The 19,205-nt window shown below is 52.5% G+C and carries 9 protein-coding genes; 6 read left to right on the forward strand and 3 right to left on the reverse strand.

The features are described 5' to 3' along the window. Nucleotides 1-11: 11 nt before the first annotated feature. The gene (locus QWY20_RS08185; protein ID WP_330128532.1) at nucleotides 12-3,560 is read right to left on the reverse strand and encodes a PAS domain-containing hybrid sensor histidine kinase/response regulator; all 3,549 of its coding nucleotides are present in this window, start codon (nucleotides 3,558-3,560) and stop codon (nucleotides 12-14) included. A 168-nt stretch (nucleotides 3,561-3,728) separates the two neighbouring features. On the opposite strand from QWY20_RS08185, the gene QWY20_RS08190 reads away from it, so the two are divergent. The 5 genes from QWY20_RS08190 to QWY20_RS08210 all read left to right on the forward strand — a co-directional run bounded on the left by QWY20_RS08190 (nucleotide 3,729) and on the right by QWY20_RS08210 (nucleotide 8,986). Then, on the forward strand, nucleotides 3,729-3,992 hold the full coding sequence (locus tag QWY20_RS08190) for a DUF4212 domain-containing protein (protein WP_330128533.1): 264 nt from the start codon (nucleotides 3,729-3,731) through the stop codon (nucleotides 3,990-3,992). Between the two features lie 3 nt (nucleotides 3,993-3,995). Then, a complete protein-coding gene (locus QWY20_RS08195) occupies nucleotides 3,996-5,762 on the forward strand; it encodes a sodium:solute symporter family protein (RefSeq protein WP_330128534.1) in 1,767 nt (588 codons plus the stop codon). Nucleotides 5,763-5,849: 87 nt separating this feature from the next. Next, the gene (locus QWY20_RS08200; protein WP_330128535.1) at nucleotides 5,850-6,362 is read left to right on the forward strand and encodes a hypothetical protein; all 513 of its coding nucleotides are present in this window, start codon (nucleotides 5,850-5,852) and stop codon (nucleotides 6,360-6,362) included. 135 nt (nucleotides 6,363-6,497) lie between these two features. Then, on the forward strand, nucleotides 6,498-8,321 hold the full coding sequence (locus tag QWY20_RS08205; protein WP_330128536.1) for a putative nucleotidyltransferase substrate binding domain-containing protein: 1,824 nt from the start codon (nucleotides 6,498-6,500) through the stop codon (nucleotides 8,319-8,321). A gap of 2 nt (nucleotides 8,322-8,323) precedes the next feature. Beyond that, nucleotides 8,324-8,986, forward strand: coding sequence for a 3'-5' exonuclease (locus QWY20_RS08210; protein WP_330128537.1), 663 nt, complete (start codon nucleotides 8,324-8,326; stop codon nucleotides 8,984-8,986). On the opposite strand, the gene QWY20_RS08215 is transcribed toward QWY20_RS08210, so the two are convergent. Both QWY20_RS08215 and QWY20_RS08220 read right to left on the reverse strand, forming a co-directional pair. Further along, the gene (locus QWY20_RS08215; RefSeq protein WP_330128538.1) at nucleotides 8,983-10,128 is read right to left on the reverse strand and encodes a mechanosensitive ion channel protein MscS; all 1,146 of its coding nucleotides are present in this window, start codon (nucleotides 10,126-10,128) and stop codon (nucleotides 8,983-8,985) included. The two genes, QWY20_RS08210 and QWY20_RS08215, sit on opposite strands and share 4 nt — an antisense overlap. A gap of 45 nt (nucleotides 10,129-10,173) precedes the next feature. After that, nucleotides 10,174-12,420 carry a TonB-dependent receptor gene (locus QWY20_RS08220; RefSeq protein ID WP_330128539.1) on the reverse strand — a complete coding sequence of 749 codons (2,247 nt, stop codon included), beginning with the start codon at nucleotides 12,418-12,420 and terminating at the stop codon, nucleotides 10,174-10,176. A gap of 210 nt (nucleotides 12,421-12,630) precedes the next feature. Here QWY20_RS08220 and QWY20_RS08225 point away from each other — a divergent pair, with 210 nt between their 5' ends. Then, nucleotides 12,631-19,200: a response regulator gene (locus QWY20_RS08225; protein WP_330128540.1), complete on the forward strand. Its 6,570-nt coding sequence runs from the start codon at nucleotides 12,631-12,633 to the stop codon at nucleotides 19,198-19,200. Nucleotides 19,201-19,205: the final 5 nt, after the last annotated feature.

Consider the following 19,205-nt stretch of genomic DNA (forward strand, 5'->3'; position numbering starts at 1 on the left):
CAGCTGCCGAATCATTCAGCAGTCTGCCTTTTTAGCAAATTGATTTGATTCAGGCTGGCACGCAAGGCCGCTGGTTTTATCGGCTTGGCCAAAAACAATAAACCCAACCGCTGCGCCTGTCTGGCCAGATCAGCCTGTGGTGAAGCTGAAACCAGGATACCAGGCACATGCTGCCAGTACACCTGCAACTGCTGATACAAATCCAGGCCATTGCTGTTCTGCCCCAGTTGATAATCTATCAACAGCACATCCGGCGCCGGGTGCTCTGCCGCAAACGCCAGCAGACTTTGTTCATCATAAAACCCCTCTACCTGCTCTATCTGCCACTGCTGCAACAGAACCTTGAGCGCTTCCAGGTTGGTGGCATCGTCATCGACACAAATCACCTTAAGCCCAGCTAAAGCACTGCGCGGCCGGCTGAGCTCCTCGACCGGTCTGGTCATTTGAGTCAGCAGCAATGGCAATGTCAGGCTAAAGACAGTGCCATGACCTGGCCGTGAATGCACCGTGACCCTATGGCCCAGCACCCGTGCCATACGGTGCACCACGGCAAGACCAAGGCCAACCCCTTGCTGGCCTTTGGCCGTAGCATCAATCCGGTAAAAGTCATCAAAGATCCGGGCCAGATCAGGCTCAGCAATGCCTGGGCCGGTATCCCAAACCTGCAACAACAATTGTTCGCCGCGCAACCGGCAGCTCAGTAATACCTTGCCTTTTGGTGTGTACTTGATGGCATTGGACAGCATGTTTTGCACAATACGGCGCAGATAGGTAGCATCACTCAGTACCTGCACATCCTGGCTACGAACTTTGAGCTGCAAGCCTTTTTGCTTGGCCAGTAAACTGTATTCATCGGCGAGATTTGACAGCAGCTCCCCTAAAGCCACCGGCTGCACCGAAGGTTGCAATTTGCCATCATCCAGCTTGGCGATTTCCAGCAAGGTAGATATCAGCTCTTCAGTCGCTTTTAGCGAGTTATCCAGCTGTTGCACGATGTGCTGGTGCTGTTGGTCGTCGTGCCGGCCGGATAAGGCAGCGGTAAATAAGCGCGCGGCATTCAGTGGTTGTAAAATGTCATGGCTGGCCAGTGCCAAAAAGCGGGTTTTTGAAGCGTTAGCTGCTTCAGCTTCCGCTTTGGCCTGCAGCAATTGCTGCTCGGTCAATTTGCGGCGCTCCACTTCGGCCAGCAACTCCTGGTTCATCTCGCTGATGGTCTGCGTCCGCTCCTGCACCCGCTGCTCCAGGTGCTGCTTGGCCTCAGCCAGCGCCTGTACCGCCTGAACATGATCGGTGATATCGGTAAAGCTGGTAACAAAACCACCACCCGGGATTGGATTGCCCCGCATCTCAATCACTTTGCCATCCGGCCGCACCCGCTGGAATACATGCTGGGTGCCATTTTGCATGTGCTGAATGCGTTTATTGACGTGATCTTCAATATCGCCTTTGCCACACAAGCCTCGCTCAGCATTCAGCCGCACAATATCCGCCACTGGCCGGCCTACCCGCACCATGCCATCCGGATAATCGAACATCTCCAGGTAAGCTTTATTCCAGGCCACCAGATTCAAATCACGGTCAACTACACTCACCCCCTGGCTTAAATGCTCCAGGGTAGAAAACAGAATTTTACGCGAAAACTGAATAGCTTGGGTGGTGTCATCAAACAAGGTGACCACATCCTCAAAACCCAGCTGTTTGCCTTCCAACACAGCATTGACCATAGTGGAAGCCGAAGACGCTCCGATGACCCCGGCCAGCTCCCGTTCGACATGCTCGACCAGACGTACACTGGGTTGATCATCCGGGTCCAGCTCCTGCTGCTGACGGCGGCCAAACTCCTGCAAACACTCCAAGGCTCTCTGCTGGCCAACAAAGCGCTCCAGCAAGGTACGTAAATCCGAGTTACGAATTTTAATACGCCGCGCCGGCGTGTCCTGATGATCAATTGGCAGGTTGGGCTTCACAAAAGCCACTGCCTGCAAACGATCTTTTAGTGGCACCCGTGTCAACAAGGATACCAGCACAAAGGCCAGACTATTCAGGCCCAGTGACCAGAACACGCCATGGCTTAAACTATCCGTTTGCAGGCCAAACATCGCTTGTGGATGCAGCCAGCCCAGGCCAAAGGGGCCATTGGCCATGATGTCGGTACGTATCACGCCGGCGCCGACCAGCTGTGGCAACATCAGGGTATAGAACCAGAGCGCAAAGCCGACACCAAGGCCGGCGTAGACCCCACGGGCATTGCCATGGCGCCAGTACAGCCCCCCCACCACAGCTGGTGCCAGCTGAATAGTCAGCGCAAAGGCCAGCAGACCGGTTTCGGCCAGATCGTAATTACGGGCAAAAAACACGTAGTACAGCCAGGACAAAGCCATCACCAGGACGATCATGCTGCGCCGTACCAATAACAGCAGTAAACTGTAATCATGCTGCATACCCTGGCGTTTGGCCCGGCGCAACAAGCCAGGCAATACCACATCGTTACTGATCATGGTACTGAGCGCCAGCGTGGCAATGATAATCATCGAGGTTGCCGCAGAAAAACCACCAATAAATACCAGCGCACTTAAAGTATCCATGCCGGAAGAAGCCGGGATCAGCAGCACAAAGCTATCGGCTTCACTCAAACGCTCCGGGAACATCAGCATGCCGGCCACAGCAATGGGGATCACCACCAGAGTGACCATCAACAGATAACCGGAGAACCAGCGTCTGGCATGGCGCAGGTGTTGGTTGGAGACATTTTCGACAAAGGCGACATGAAATTGGCGTGGTAGCAAAAAGACCGCTGCTGTTGCCAGCAGGGTTTTGGTCAGAAAGCCAACCCAGCCAGTGCCGGCATGTTGCTGTTGCTGCTCATTGGCGTGGCTGACAAAGTGCTGTAAGGCCGAGCGATCGGTATCGAGGAAAAACACATAGACCACTCCGGCCAACAGCAATAAGGCAAAGAGCTTCACCACCGACTCAAAAGCAATGGCCACCATCACGCCGCGGTTTTGCTCAGTCAGATGCACCTTGCGGGTACCAAATAAAATGGCAAAAAAAGCCATCGCCACAGCACTCAGCAAAGCACTGTCCTGATACCAGGCGACAGTGCCGACACTAAAATCCTGTCCCAGCAATACCTGATAGGAGCTGGCAACGGCTTTTAATTGCAAGGAAATATAAGGAATTACCACCACCAGGCACAACAAAGCAACCAACAGCGCTATATTGCGGCGTTTGCCATAGCGGGAGGAAATAAAGTCGGCAATGGAAGTGACGTTGTGTTTTTTCGCCACATACAACAGTTTGAATAAAAACGGCTGGGCGAATACAAACAGCAAAATTGGGCCCAGATAAATCGGAATGTAATCCCAGCCCTGAGTCACAGCGGTGCCAACAGCCCCATAATAAGTCCAGGAGGTGCAATACACCGCCAATGCCAGGCTATAAATTAAGCCCCCATACTTTCGTATCAGACGATCGTCGGCATGCCGCTCACCCCAGTTGGCGATCCAAAACAAGCCGCCTACATACAACAACGCCAGTAATGCTATGGTCCAGGCTGCCACTAGCCGCCCTCCAGTTTATTTTTCTGTTGTTACTTTTGGCCGAACACCGGCCAAAGTCAACCATTTGCCTGGGTTGCTTCGACTAAAGTCGGGCTTTCGCTATTTCTGGCCGCTGCTAGATTAAAACGGATCGGAAGTGAACAAAAAGACAACAATGGGAGCACAACCATGGTAGAGCATAAAAAAAATGCCGCTGCGTACTGGAAGGCCAATCTCAAGCTGATTTGGATCAGCCTGGCGATATGGGCGCTGGTATCCTACGGCTTCGGTATCTTACTCCGCCCGTTACTGAGCGGAATTGCAATCGGTGGCACTGATCTGGGTTTTTGGTTTGCCCAGCAAGGGTCCATTCTCACCTTTATCGCCTTGATCTTCTTCTACGCCTGGAGAATGAACAAGCTGGATAAAGAATTCGGCCTGGACGAGGAGTAAGTCATGAGCCAGTTTGCCATTAACTTAATTTTCGTCGGCGCATCTTTTGCGCTTTATATTGGTATCGCCATCTGGGCACGTGCCGGCTCTACCAAAGAGTTCTACGTGGCCGGTGGTGGTGTGAATCCCATCACCAACGGTATGGCAACCGCCGCCGACTGGATGTCTGCAGCGTCCTTTATTTCCATGGCAGGCCTGATTGCTGCCGGTGGTTACGCCAACTCCAGCTTCCTGATGGGCTGGACCGGTGGCTACGTGCTGCTCGCCATGTTGCTGGCGCCGTACTTACGCAAATTCGGTAAGTTTACTGTACCGGATTTTATCGGTGATCGCTTTTACAGCACTGGTGCCCGCTTAGTAGCTGTCGCTTGTTTGATTATCGCGTCGGTCACCTACGTTATCGGCCAGATGACCGGTGCCGGTGTGGCGTTTTCGCGCTTTTTGGAAGTGGAAAATGATACCGGCCTGCTGATCGCTGCGGTAGTGGTCTTTATGTACGCGGTAATGGGCGGCATGAAAGGCATCACCTACACCCAGGTGGCGCAATACGTGGTGCTGATCATCGCTTACACTATTCCTGCGGTGTTTATTTCACTGCAACTGACCGGTAACCCTATTCCACCACTGGGCCTGTTCTCCACCCATACCGAGTCTGGCATGCCATTGCTGCAAAAGCTGGATGAAGTGGTCCGTGAGCTGGGCTTCCAGGATTACACTGCCGATGTCAGCAACAAACTGAACATGGTGTTATTCACCCTGTCGTTGATGATTGGTACCGCTGGCTTACCACACGTGATCATTCGCTTTTTCACCGTGCCCAAAGTAGCGGATGCACGCTGGTCTGCTGGCTGGGCGCTGGTATTTATTGCCCTGCTGTATCTGACTGCACCAGCAGTTGCTTCCATGGCACGGTTGAACTTGCTGACCACCATTTACCCGGCCGGCCCAACCGCTGAAGCCATCCATTACGATGAGCGTCCGGACTGGATCCGCACCTGGGAAAACACTGGCCTGATCCGCTTTAATGACAAAAACGGTGATGGACGTATCCAGCTGTACAACGATGTACCAGCATTCCAGGAAACGGCTGATGCACGTGGCTGGGCAGGCAATGAGCTGACCGTGAACAACGACATCCTGGTACTGGCCAATCCTGAGATTGCCAACCTGCCAGGCTGGGTCATTGGTCTGATTGCAGCGGGTGGTCTGGCAGCCGCGTTATCCACTGCGGCAGGCTTGTTGCTGGCGATATCCTCAGCCGTCAGTCACGACCTGATCAAGGGCTCCATCAACCCGAACATCAGTGACAAAGGCGAACTGCTGGCCGCACGGATATCGATGGGGGTCGCCATTGTGGTTGCTACCTGGCTCGGTATGAATCCGCCTGGCTTCGCGGCGCAGGTGGTAGCACTGGCCTTTGGTATCGCGGCAGCGTCCATCTTCCCGGCACTGATGATGGGGATCTTCTCCAAGCGGGTCAACAGCAAAGGCGCTATTGCCGGTATGCTGGCGGGTTTAATCAGCACAGTGGTCTACATCTTCCTGTACCTGGGCTGGTTCTTTATCCCTGGCACAGCCACCTTCGCCAATGTGGAAGCCAACTGGGTATTAGGTATCTCCCCGCTGTCGTTCGGTGCTGTCGGTGCTATGATCAACTTTGCCGTTGCTTTCGCAGTCTCTGCGATGACGGAAGAGCCACCGCAAGAAATTCAGGACCTGGTGGAAAGCGTACGCTTCCCGCGTGGTGCCGGTGTCGCTACGGGTCACTAAGCACACTCACTCTGTAATGTTTGGCAGAGTTGTGTAAACTAAACGGGCTTTCCGACAGGAAAGCCCTTTTTTATCCACGAGGTATCTATGTTTTGGGAATTGGTTGCCACAGTATTTGCCGGTCTTGGCGCAGCAGGCCTGGCGTTATCCGCCCGCTGGATCAGCCGGGGGCGATTGGCCCGTTGGTGGATCCCGGTCTCGGCCGGTGTTGGTATGATAGCGTTTCAAATCTACTCAGAATACACCTGGTTCGATCATCAAAAGAGTTTACTTCCTGCTGGCGTTGAAGTCGTGCGCAGCAGCGAGCAAACCGCTTTTTGGCGGCCGTGGAGTTATGTCTTTCCGCAAACCCTGCGTTTTGTCGCCGCTGACTTTACCCGGGCCGATGTGAACCAGATTAATCCTGAGCTGGTGCGGTTGCCGCTGTATTTCTTTGAGCGGCGCATGTCGGCGATTGCTGTCACCACCATCATTCACTGCGGCCAACAAGCCCGGGCAGATGAACATGGCCAGTTGCAGCTACCAGCGCCGGGGGAGACTGTAGCCAATGACTGGTACCGGCTGGAACCGAATGATCCCCTGCTGCAGGCCTGTCGCTAAGGAGTTGCCATCCTGAAGCTTTTTTCCGGGTAACGGCTTAGCTGTTCGACTTCAACTGTTCGACTAAAGTCGTCTGGCGCCCTGGCTGGTCCGTTGCTAGATTAGTAAACGGATAGAAGTCATTGCAGGCACACGATGGAAGTCACTGAAGTTACCAAATTTCTGGCCGAAACCACCCCTTTTGATCAGTTGGATGCTGATCAATTGCAGGTGCTGGCACGGCAGATGTCGGTGTATTACTTCCGTGCTGGTGAAGAAGTCAATACCGATAGCAACCGGCTGATGATAGTGCGCACCGGTGTTTTTTCACTGTACAGCGATCAGCAACAATTGCTGACCAAGCTGCAAAGTGGCGATTTTTATGGCTATCAGCAATTACTCACCGATTTAAGCGATCAGGACACCCTGCTCTGTGATGAAGACGGCCTGGTGTACTGGCTGACCGCCGAAGGCTTTCAGCAAATTCGCTATCAGTTTAAAAACATTGAGCTGTTTTTCCAGCGACTGTTTGGTCGCCGCTTGCATCAGTACAAAGCCCAATCGACCAATCGTTTCACTTTAAAAATCAGCGATGTCGCTAAAGCCCGCAAAGTCAGTATCAGCCCGGATGCAACGGTGCAGCAAGCCGCAGCTCAGATGACCGAACAACGGGTGTCGTCCTTGCTCGTGGAGCAAAACAACAAACTGGTGGGCATTATCACCGACCGGGATCTCCGCAGCCGGGTGGTGGCAGAAGCACTGGCTGCAGATAGCCCTGTCAGTGACGTCATGACCAGCAAGCCACACACCATCGATTTACATGCCTACTTATTTGAAGCTGTGCAGCTGATGAGCCAGCACAACATTCACCATTTGCCCGTGCTCAGGGACGAGCATCTTTTTGGCATGATCACCGCGACCGATGTGATCCGGGCGCAACAAGATCACCCGGTGTATCTGATTGGTGAAATACACCGGCAACACACAGAAGAAGGAATTTTGCAGTGTGCCAGCCAGATTTTGCATTTAAGCCAAAGCCTGAGCAACCAGCAGGTACCGGCCCATGAAGCCAGCCATGTACTGACCACAGTTACCGATGCACTGACCCAAAGCTGGATTAAACTGGCTCTGAAACGCCTGGGGCCTGCCCCATGCGTCTTTACCTGGCTGGGGTTTGGCTCCCAGGCCAGGATGGAGCAAGGCTTAAATGCCGATCAGGACAATGCCCTCTTGTTGGAAAAAGAACCGGAAGGTGAGGTAGCAGCCTACTTTGAGCAACTGGCTAAAATTGTCTGCGATGGTTTGAATGAATGCGGCATTGTCTACTGCCCTGGCAATATCATGGCCAGCAACCCGGAGCTTCGCCTTAGCTTAAAGGGCTGGTCGAAACAGTTTGCCCGTTGGATCCAAACGCCAACCCAGGAGGCTTTGCTCAAATCCAGTATCTTTTTCGATTTACGGCCGATTTATGGCAGCAAAAGCCTGTTTAATGCGCTGCAGCAGGACATCCTGGCCCGCACCAAAGACAAAGCCGTGTTCCTGTACCATTTAAGCCACAATGCACTCAAAGGCACGCCACCGCTCGGCTTTTTCAAAACCTTCACGCTGGAGCGCGATGGCAAACAGAAAAAAGGCCTGGATTTAAAAAAGCGCGGTCTGATCCTGATAACCGATATGGCCCGCATCTACAGCTTAAGCAAGGGCATCAGTGCCATCAATACCCGACAGCGCTTGATCCAACTGGCGCAGCAAAAAGTGATGGATGCCAAAGACAGCCAGAACCTGCTGGACGCTTTCGATGTACTGGCGCAGCTGCGCTGGGACAAGCATCAGCACGATATTTCACAAGGCCATGAGGCATCGAACCTGCTGGACCCAGCTGTGTTATCCGGTCTGCAGCGGCATCAGCTCAAAGATGTGTTTGAAGTAATCAATCAGGCGCAGAGCCAGATGAAATATCGTTTTTGTAGGGAGCTCTGAGAATGTTTGGCTGGTTTAAAAATCCTCCGCTACCGATCAATGAAATCGTACGCAACTATGAGAATAGCCCACTGCCTTCACCGAAAACGTCCTTGTCTGAGGTCAATTTTCTGGTGCTGGATTTGGAACTAACCGGGCTCGACGCCAAAAAAGATCACATCATCAGTGCCGGCTGGGTACCGATTCGCCGCCAGGAAATCATGCTGGGCGACAGCGCCCATTACCTGGTGAAGTCACCGGTTGGGGTCGGCCAGAGCGCCGTGATCCACGGTGTCCACGATCATCAATTAACAACCGGCATCGAGCTGTGCGAGCTAATGAGGTTGCTGCTGCAAACCTACCCGGGCTATGTGCTGGTGGCGCACCATGCCCAGATGGACCTGGCGTTTTTAACCATGGCCTGTGAGCGCTGCTTTGGCCGCAGCCCGAAATTTAAAGCCATTGATACACTGAAAATTGAATGGCAACGCCTCCACAACAAAGGCAAAGTACTGACCCGGGATATGCTGCGCCTTAGCAGCTGCCTGGAGCGGCACAAGTTGCCCAAGGCCCCCCAGCATCATGCACTGGCCGATGCCTTTGCCTGCGCCCAGTTGCTGCTAAGCCAGATTCGTCAGCACAGCAGTAGCATGACGCTGGGCGAGTTGCAGAATTTATCGCGCTAACTGTCGGTCTTGTTCAGCTGAATATCGGCCTCAAAACCAAACAGCTTGCCACTCCAGATAAAAAACAGCCAGACAATCACGCCAAAAGGCAAATAGCCAAAATAACCCAGCAATGGCATTTCCGAAAACAGATGGATCACATTCAGATAAGGAATGTCATAGACCCAGTAATTCGGATTGGTGATGCTGTCGGTAACAAAGTAATTGCTGCCAAAATTCCAGAACTCCCAAAACAAACCATTGAGCATCGACGATACCGCAATCAGCACTCCAGCAGTCCAGTTGCCCTTGGCGATATCGGTAAAAGGCGTCCAGATGTTCAGGCGCTGCAAACAACCGATCAGCACCAGAAAGGGACCTATCCACACTACCCAGAACAGCGGATAAGGCCAGATCACCATCGCTGCCAACAGCAAAAGACCAAGACCAATCAGCACATTGGCATTTAGCGGCATCTTAGGGCCATTCTGGTAACGGGCAACCAGTTTCGGAAAGGTATTGAGCAGGCAATACCATTGAAATAACACCGGCGTCACCGTGCTGTAGGTGAGCAGAAACTCGAAGCTTAGCAGTTGCTGCGACCAGGGTGCTGCCGCCGTATGCGGGTAGTACCAGTTTTCCAACACAAAATAATCGAAAAACTCAAAGTATACCCAACCGACGATAGACACCAAACCAGCTATGGCCAACAACTTGGGCTGGCGGGAAAACAGCGAATTGCCATTATTACGGTGATATACCAGGCCATCCAGCACAAAAATAAAGCCCCACCACAGCGGGGTAAAAGACCAGTACACCAGATTGCCAAACAAGGTGGAATGCGACCACATCAACCACCAGAAAAACAGGGTGACCACAGCGCCAGCCCAGAACCACCAGGGCAATGGCTTTTTCGTCGCAGCAGGGCCAGGTGTCGCCCCTTTAAAACCAAAGACTTTGGGCCAAAGTACCAGTGCGCTGATAAAAACGGCACCAGCGGCAACCAGTAAAAATACCCAAGCATTAAAGCCTGGCGCCTCGCCCTGGAATTGCGGTGGAAAGACGCCAAAACCCGGCGGCAAGTGCTCCGGGTAAACAAACCAAGCCACTGCCAAGGGGACCAGCAGAGTGGCCAGAATAGGCCAGAGTAATTGAATACGCATTGAAGCTCCCTTTATTATCATGGTTTAGGGAGCTTGGCGCACAGCTCAGAACTGGTAACTTAGCTCAATGCCAAGCTGCCTTGCTTCACCACGCAGCTGTGTGTAGGCCCCCAACGCAGCTACAGAGTCAAACTTCAGCTCTGCATATTTCTGATTAAACAGGTTTTTTCCCCACAAAGCCAGCTCCAAATCAGAGCTGAGCTGCCAGCCCAGCCGGCCATGCCAAAGGGCATAACCATCCTGGCGGGCATAGGGATCTTGGTATTGATCGAAATAAATAGCCGATTGGTAGCGAACCCCCAACTGCCAGTGAAGCGCTTGCTCCGCCAACACCAGTTGTTGCTCAATACTGGCTCCAATGGTCCATTTCGGGGTAAAGGGCAAGCGGGTATCAGCCACAAAAACATCGCCCTGTTGGTACTCACCCAATTTGGCCAGCGGAATATAGCCGACACTGAGCTGCAGCTCCGTCTTGGCTGTCGGCCGGTAACGCCAGTCGGACTCAAGTCCGGCAATCCGGCCATCACCGGCATTTTTCAGTACATGGTAAGGCGCTGTGCCACTGCTGATATTGACGAAGGTCTGCTGATCGCGGTAATCGTAGTAAAACAGCGCCAGATCCCAGAATAAACTGGCATCGTTCGAGCGCCAGCGACTGCCCAGCTCCCAGGCGTGCAGGTATTCTGGATCATAGGCTGAGTCGACCGCTTCTTCGGGACTGGAAGAAAAACCAGCATTGTAGCCACCACTTTTATAACCGCGCGAATAACTGTAATACAGGCTGTGCCGTTGGTTCAGCCGCTGGATCAGCGCCAGCTTACCGGTCCACTCGGTATCCGAGACTTTACCGGTCAGATCCCAAAAATCATCCAGGTAAAACGCCACGGTATCCAGATCGGCATTGGCATGATAGCGGGTTTGTTCATCGGTCAAACGCACTCCCGCGGTGAGCTGCCAGTCACTGGAAAGTTGTTGCTCTAGTTGGGCATAAGCCGCTATGGCTTCATTGCGCAAACGGTTACGATAAATGAAAGTAGCAGGCACCGCTGCAAGCTCTGGTACCGCCCTGAAATCACGGAATAAATCCAGCTCATTGTTTTGCACCAGCCGCTCATTCAGGTAAAACAAACCGGCAGTCCAAAAGCGCTCTGGCTGCTGCCAGAACCAGGTGACTTCCTGACTGAAAAACTCGTTATCCGAACCCAATATGCCTTCAATAAACTGGCCCGGTCCATCAGCATCCCAGGAGTGAAAACGGTTAAAGCTTTTGTAGGCCGTGATCGACTTCATGCTGACGCTATCCGATAAAGCACGCTCCAGCTGCAAACTGGTGCCCCAGCTGTCGGTTCGGTTGCGTTTGTCTCCGGTATTAGCACTGGTAGTCCAGTAATCATCACTTGGCACCGCAAAACCAAAGTTATCCACGCAGTCGCGGCTGCCCACTTCGGCCGGACTGCAGCGCTCCCCAGTGGCCAGATCGCGGAAAACACCGGCACTGTAGACCGGCTTGGGCTGACCGGACCAATGCTCGGAATGCAAACGCCACAGCAGCGACCAGCCTTGCCACTCACTGCTTAGCAGCAAGCGGAAGCTGGCCTGCTCCATCCCACCGCCATCAGCGCCGGGAAACAGATTGGTCATGCTGTATTGGTAATCCTGCCAATTAAAAGCAAAACGGGCTGCGGTGTTCTCACTGACAGGGGCATTGACCGCCCCTTGCACACGGTAACTTTGCTGCTCGGCCGCACTGGCACGGATATAGCCAGAAAACTCATGCTCTGGCAGGCGTGATCGCAACAGCACAGCACCACCGGTGGTATTACGACCAAACAAAGTGCCCTGCGGGCCACGCAACACCTCTACCCGCTCCAGGTCGAACAGCTGACCGGTCAGAAAATTTGCACCGCCACTGACTACCTCATCGCTGTATATGGCAATCGGTGAGATGGTCGAGGTGTTGTAATCGAACATACCAACACCGCGCAGGGTAAACGCTGGTGTAGTGCCTTCGGCAGCTGCCTGGCTGGCAATAAAATTCGGTACCAAAGCGGCCAGCTCGACGGCATCTTTAATCTGGCGTTGCTGCAGATAATCGCCATCAATCAGGCTGACAGCCACCGAGACATCGTGCACATCCTGGCTGCGGCGCTGCGCGAACACCTCAATGCGTTCCACCTCATCGGTAGTGGTATTATCGGTAGGCGCAGTTGCGGCTTGAGCAGCCAAAACGGCGGGGCCAAAACAAACCATCGCAACAGCCACTGCCGTTGCAGAAAGGCGAGTTATCATCATAATTTCCTGACTTCGATGCATCCCAGCACAGTCTGTTTGCTGTCGCTACCCCTGCGACAAACGGGCATTTAAGTTATTCGTGAAATAGTATCGGAGTCTTGTTTACAACTCAAACGATAATGCCAGCTGACCATGCAATCTGTCTGCTGCACTTTATTGTTTGCATGAATAGGATTAAGCTTAGGCTGATGAGGTTAAAGGCAGAGACCGATGCACCAACTTGCTGAATTCAGTCCTATCAATGAGCTGGCACCCTTAGGTTCAGAATATCGGCTTTTCGTTGCCGAACACCCACAACTTGGCAAAGTGTTTTTGCTGCAACACCCCAAAGCCTTCGTCAACCAGCAGCAAGCTGAACGACCCGACTTTGTTGCTCCTGTCATCGCGGCCTTTACCGACGATCATTGGCGTTATCTGGTACTATCAGCCACAGCATACCCTCTGAGCTTTAGCCAGTTGCAACAGCGCATTCAGCAAGGTCAGATCAGAGGGTTGAATGCCATCATCAGCCTATCTCAGCTGCTGCAAAAAGCCCATCAAGCCGGCTATATTTTGCGCGAGCTGAATGCTGTGGCGCTGTATTGGTCCGACGATGCCAGTCAGGTGCTACTGCTGCATTGCCCACAGGCCTCAACCATCCAAACCGTCCGACCTGGCTTGAGTAAAACAACACTTGCGTTGCAAAGCTTGCAGACACTGGCCCCTGAGGCAAGCGGCCGGATTAACTGCCCGTTGGATCAGCGGGCTGATTTATACAGCCTTGGAGTGTTGGCTTATGCCCTCTTGGCTGGTGACTTTCCGTTTACCCAGCAAGATGCACTTGCATTAATTCATGCCCATATTGCCAAAGCCCCTCCCCCGCTCACCGAACACCACACAGCCAGGGATGCTCGCTTACAGCAGATTATACAGGCCTTGCTGCAAAAGGATCCTAACCAACGTTATCAATCAGTCACCGCTGTCCTGGCTGACTTTGAGCGCTGCCTTGAGCCCTACAATGAACAAAGCCCATTCGAGCCAGCGCTTTATCAGGGCATGCAACGTTTGCTCTTTCCGGAACACCTTTATGAACGCGAGCAAGATCTGGAAACCCTGGAGCAAGCGTTTCATGAAGCCAGCAGCGGTGCAGGCAGCCAACTGGTGGTGGTACGCGGCTATTCGGGCTCTGGTAAAACCAGCCTGATTGAGCAATTGCCCCCGAAAACCTTGGGCAGTAAAAGCTTTTTTATCCAGGGCAAACAAGATCAATACCTGCAGAGTCGTTTTTACTCGGCGTTAAGTGCTGCTTTGGCACAGCTGGCCGAAGCTATTTTGCAAGAGCCAACGGATGCTTTGCAACGTTGGCGCCACCAACTGCAACAAGCGGCCGGAGAGGACGCCTACCTGTTGTGCGAGCTGGCTCCTGAATGGCAACCAATCCTGCAAGCTGGTCCTAAAGCCACGGCAAGCAATAGCGGCAACACCGAGCTAAGACGCTTTGATCAACTGACTTACCGCTTGCTGCAGGTCGTTGCCAGCCAGGGCTATACGGTGATATTATTTCTGGATGATCTGCAGTGGGCGGATCGGGCGACGCTGCGCTGGCTGGAACAACTGGCCTGCGAGCACGACCAGCAACGACTGTTATTGCTACTCAGTTATCGTGATAATGAGGTGCAGGAGCAGCATCCCTTAAGCTTCACACTGGAAGCACTTACCCGCAGCCCGATGGTTCAACACCAACTGGAGCTAACCCCGTTATCCGCTCAGGCTATTTTGCACTTGTTGGCTGATACCCTCCAAACCAGTACAGAACAGGTTTCGCCTTTGGCTGAGTTGTTGTTGCAAAAAACCAGCGGCAACCCTTTCTATCTCAAACAGCTGATGCAAAAGCTGCACGAAACGCAACTACTACAATACAACGAGACTGCTGGCTGGCATTGGGACAGCAGAGCCATTGCGCAGTTAAACATTACCGACAACCATGCAGCCATTACATCCGAGCGTTTGTCCCGTTATCCAACTAAAATCCAGCGTTTATTTCAATGGATCGCACTCTTGGGTGAAAGTGCCAGTGTCCCTCAACTGGCTGAACTGGCTGAGCTTGGTCTATCGGAACTGGAGCAGCAGCTTTCCGAGGCCATTAACAGCGGCATACTGATTGCGTATACCACAGCGGATGGCAAAACATTGGATGCGATCCGTTTTGCGCATGATCGCCTGCAGCAAGCGGCATTTCAGCTCAGTGATCAAGTCACCTTGCAGCAACTGAACTTGCAGATTGCCCTGCATCAATACGGTAAATTATCCGCAGCACAGCAAGACGCCGACGTTCTGAGTTACATTCATCATTTTAATGCAGCTTTGCCGCTCAGCCTTGAGCATTGTCCTGCCACTCGTCTTGCTGAGCTCAATCTGCTGGCTGGTCAAAAAGCACTTGCCAGCAATGCCTATCACAGCGCGCAGCGTTTGTTGCAACAAGCCAAGGATCTGTTGCAGCAAACATCCAACCAGCTTTTGCAAACAAAGATACTACTTGCACTGGCTCGAAGTGCCTACCTGACGCAGCAGTATGAGCTGGCTTGGGACAATTGCCAGCTGCTAGCCACCATCTGCCAGGATCCGGTGCAGCGTCTGGAAAACTGCCAACAACAAATACTGATTTTGTTTGCAAAGAACCAGCTACACGAAGCCTATCAGCTGGCCAGCCAACAACTAGAGACCGTTGGTGTGCATATTGGTATTGACGAAAGCGTGGTGCAACAGTATCCCCAGCTGCTGCAGGAATACGATGCTGACCATATCCAGGGCTTGCTGCAACAAACCGAAGTCACAGAGCCACTGCAGCTTCAAATCATGGAAATTCTCGGCATGTTGTTCACCGTGGCGTACATTATCAGTCCGCTCCATTACATGACCGTGAGCTATCAGCTGATGGCCATCAGCCTGCGGCAAGGCCATAGCAATGCATCAGCGCTTGGCTATCTCGGTCATGCCATGCATTTGATTGCTCTGTTTGGTCAGTACGACAAAGCCCTGGAGTTTGCTGATCTGGCGCTGCAAGTCGATGCAGGTTTTAGCGGTAAATTCAGGGCTCAGCTGCATTTTCAACGTGCAGCAGCGGTTTTACCCTGGAATGTTTCACTGGCCAGCTCGCTGGCTGCTTTGGATGAAAGTCAGCAACTTGGTTTAAAGGATGGGCAACTCGAGTACGCGGCCCACTCGGTGCTTTTTGCCAGCTTCTACCGGGCTCTGAGTGGTCAACCGCTCCATGACGTTCATCGCTTCGGCGAGCAAAGCATCCAATTTTTGACAGAAAAACAATTCCCATACAACTTGCTCTTTTGTCAGTTATGGCATCAGTCCATTCTGACTCTGCAAGGGCCTGCAGACAGCGGCCACTTGCTGGAAGGCGAGTCCTTCCGGGAGTCTACCCAGTTAGCCGAGCTGCAACAGCCACACAATGTGACCCTGCTGTTTTGTTACCACCTCTTAAAACTGATGCACGCTTACTGGTTTGAAACGGGTCAGGAAGCGGAGCACCTGCAACAAGCAGAGCCGTTAGTTGATGTGGCATTGGCGTTGTACCATCAAACTGAGTTCTATTTTTTCCGGGGATTAACCGCGGCCAGGCAGCTACAGGCAGCCTCTGATGACCCATTGCAGATTTGGCAACAACGGCTGCAAGAGAGCCTGGAAAAACTGCAGAACTGGGCCAGGCAATGCCCGGAGAATTTTCAACATAAGGTGTTGTTATTGCAAGCCGAGCAAGCCGCGTTGATGAATCAACCAGCGGCTTGGCAGCTGTATCAGCAAGCTATCGCAGCGGCTGAGCAGCAGGGGTTTATCCAACACCTGGCGCTGGCTCACGAACGGGCTGCTGCGTATTGGCAAGGGCAACAACAAGCTGCCTATGCCCTTTCACACCGGGCTGCGGCTACCCGCAGCTACCTTAGCTGGCAGTGCCCGGCTAAAGCTGAGCAACTGCAACAAAAATACCCCGAGCTGAATCAACACCCTTTATTGCAGTCTCACCGTGAAAGCCAGGTCAATCAGCAGTTGGATTTGGCATCCGTATTGAAAGCGGCAGAAACCCTGACCGGCCGGGTAGATCTGAATGCTTTTTTACTGCGGATGCTGCAGTTGATGGCTGAAAATGCCGGTGCCGAAGATGCCTGTTTGTTGATGCGAACAGATAAAGAGCAGTTGCAGCTGCAAGCATGCACCATGGCAGAGCCGCCACAGTTGCCCGAAAAGCTGTTGAGTTTGGTGCAGCGCAGCAAAAAAAGCCGCTTGATCAATGATACCCGCCAGAGTCACTTTTTTGCAGCCATGCCCGCCCCGCCAAGCTCCGTTCTTTGTATCCCAATCGTAGTCAATGATAGCTTTCGGGGCCTGCTTTACCTGCAACACCAAAAGTTGAGCGGTGCCTTTCAGCAAGAGCGTATCAAGGTACTGCAACTGCTGGCCAACCAAACGGCCATTTTGTTTGAGAATACCCGTCTATCGCAGCAATTGCTGGAAGCCAATAGAAATCTGGAACAGAAAATTGCCGGCCGTACCCGCGAGCTGGCTCAGGCAAAAATACGGGCTGAAGCCGCTACCGAAGCCAAGTCCGCTTTTCTGGCCAGAATGAGTCATGAAATACGCACACCAATTAATGCGGTGATTGGTTTGAGTCGACTGGCCAGCAAAAACTGTCAGGAGCCGGAGCAACAGGATTACCTGAAAAAAATTCGTGGTTCCGGCGAGATGTTGCTGAGTCTTATCAACGACATTCTGGATTTTTCCAAAGTCGAAGCCGGTAAATTAACGCTGGAAAAAGCACGTTTCTCACTGAGTCAGGTGGTGCAGCAAGCCATTAACATGACCGCTCTCAAAGCCCATAGCAAAGGACTGGAGCTGGTATCGGATTTATCCGCCGAAATTCCGGTTGAACTGATTGGTGACTCGTTGCGGGTCCAGCAGTTATTGGTGAATTTGTTAAATAATGCCATCAAGTTTACTGATACCGGCTCTGTCTGCCTGATGTTACACGGCAACCGCCAACCGGAAGGACGTTACAAGCTGCATGGTTCAGTCACCGATACAGGTATTGGTATGACCATGCAACAGCAACAGAAACTGTTTCAATCCTTCCATCAGGCGGATGAGTCCGTGACCCGTAAATACGGTGGCTCTGGCCTCGGTTTAACCATCTGCAAACAATTGTGCGAGCTGATGCAAGGCGAGATCTGGGTCGAAAGTGAGGCTGGTTACGGTACCACGTTTTACTTCACCATTGAGCTGCAGGCGGCTGCCACACAACCCAGCCAGAAACACAAAGCGCTGGCTAAACGTCAGCTAAAAGCCTTAGTCGTAGACGATATGGCGCTGACGCGAATGGTCTTGCTGAAGCAATTGGATGAGCTGGGAGTGCAAGCTGAGCAATGCAGCAACGGCATGGATGCCATTGAGCGCATAGAAAAAGCCGAAGCCAATCATGCAGCCTATGACTTTATCCTGATGGACTGGCGCATGCCCGGTATGGATGGCATTGAAACAGCGCGCAGCATTCAAAAGCGGCTTGGCTCACGTAGCCCCCATATTCTGATGGTGTCTGCTTACGACAAAGCGCAGGCGAAAGCCAGTATGACGGATGTGCAGATTGAGCAGTTCCTGGAAAAACCGGTCAATTACTCCATGCTGCTGGATGCCATCAGCCCTCTGCTTTACCAGCAGCAAACAGATGGCAGCGAACACAAACCATCCGAGTCGTATCTGGTACCGGATCTCAGCCAGAAGCGTCTGTTGCTGGTGGAGGATCACCTGATAAACCGCCAGGTTGCCCTTGGCTTTTTGCAGGATACCCAAGCGCACATCGACTGCGCGGAAGATGGTTTAGCCGCCTTGCATCTCCTGAAACAGCATCGCTACGATCTGGTTCTGATGGACATTCAGATGCCTCGAATGGATGGCTTAACAGCCTGCCGGAAAATACGCCAGGAATTAAAGCTTACATCTTTGCCGGTGATTGCCATGACAGCGCATGCTTTAGCCGATGATATTGAAAAAAGCCTGGCTGCTGGTATGAATGACCACCTGACCAAACCCATTGAATTGGAAAAACTGTACCAGACGTTACAAAACTACCTGGGTGCCAGACTGATAACACCTCATTCCTCTGTGCAAGACACGTCCAACTCCAGCAGCAACGAGCCAGTGACCACAGAAACCAGCGACCAAGAACCGCTGCTGGATGAACAGAAAGCACGACAGAATCTGAGGCCTCAAGCGAGTATCTACCCTAGCCTGCTGCATATTTTTTATAATGAGCATAAAGACTTGCCAGATAAATTGCATCACCTGCTCCAACATCAGGACGTTGATGCCTTGTTACGGGAAATGCACTCCTTAAAAGCAGCGGCTGCTTACATCGGTGCCTTTGGTATCGCAAGCCAATGCAGTGAGCTCGAAAATCAACTACGGCACCCACCTGCTGAACACGCTGAACTGCCAGCCCTGGTGTTACAACTCGAGCAGCTCTTATCCCTGCTTCGCTCTAAACTGCAGCAGATTGAGCCGCAACCGCAGCAGCAGATCAGCAAGACAGAACTGAAACGTGAGCTTCAGCAACTTCTGCCACTGTTGCAACAATCCGACTTTGCTGCAGAGCAACTGCTTGAACGACTGAAGCCGTTATGCGAGGCATCTGATTTTGCTGCAAAGCTAGCCGAACTAAGCCATACTGTAGCCAATGTTGAATTTGAACAGGCCTGCGAGCAACTCGAGGCTTTGCTCAAGCAACTGCAAGCTGAATAACAAGG

Origin of the sequence: Alkalimonas cellulosilytica (assembly GCF_036325985.1) — a bacterium.
Taxonomy (GTDB): Bacteria; Pseudomonadota; Gammaproteobacteria; order Enterobacterales; family Alteromonadaceae; genus Alkalimonas; species Alkalimonas cellulosilytica.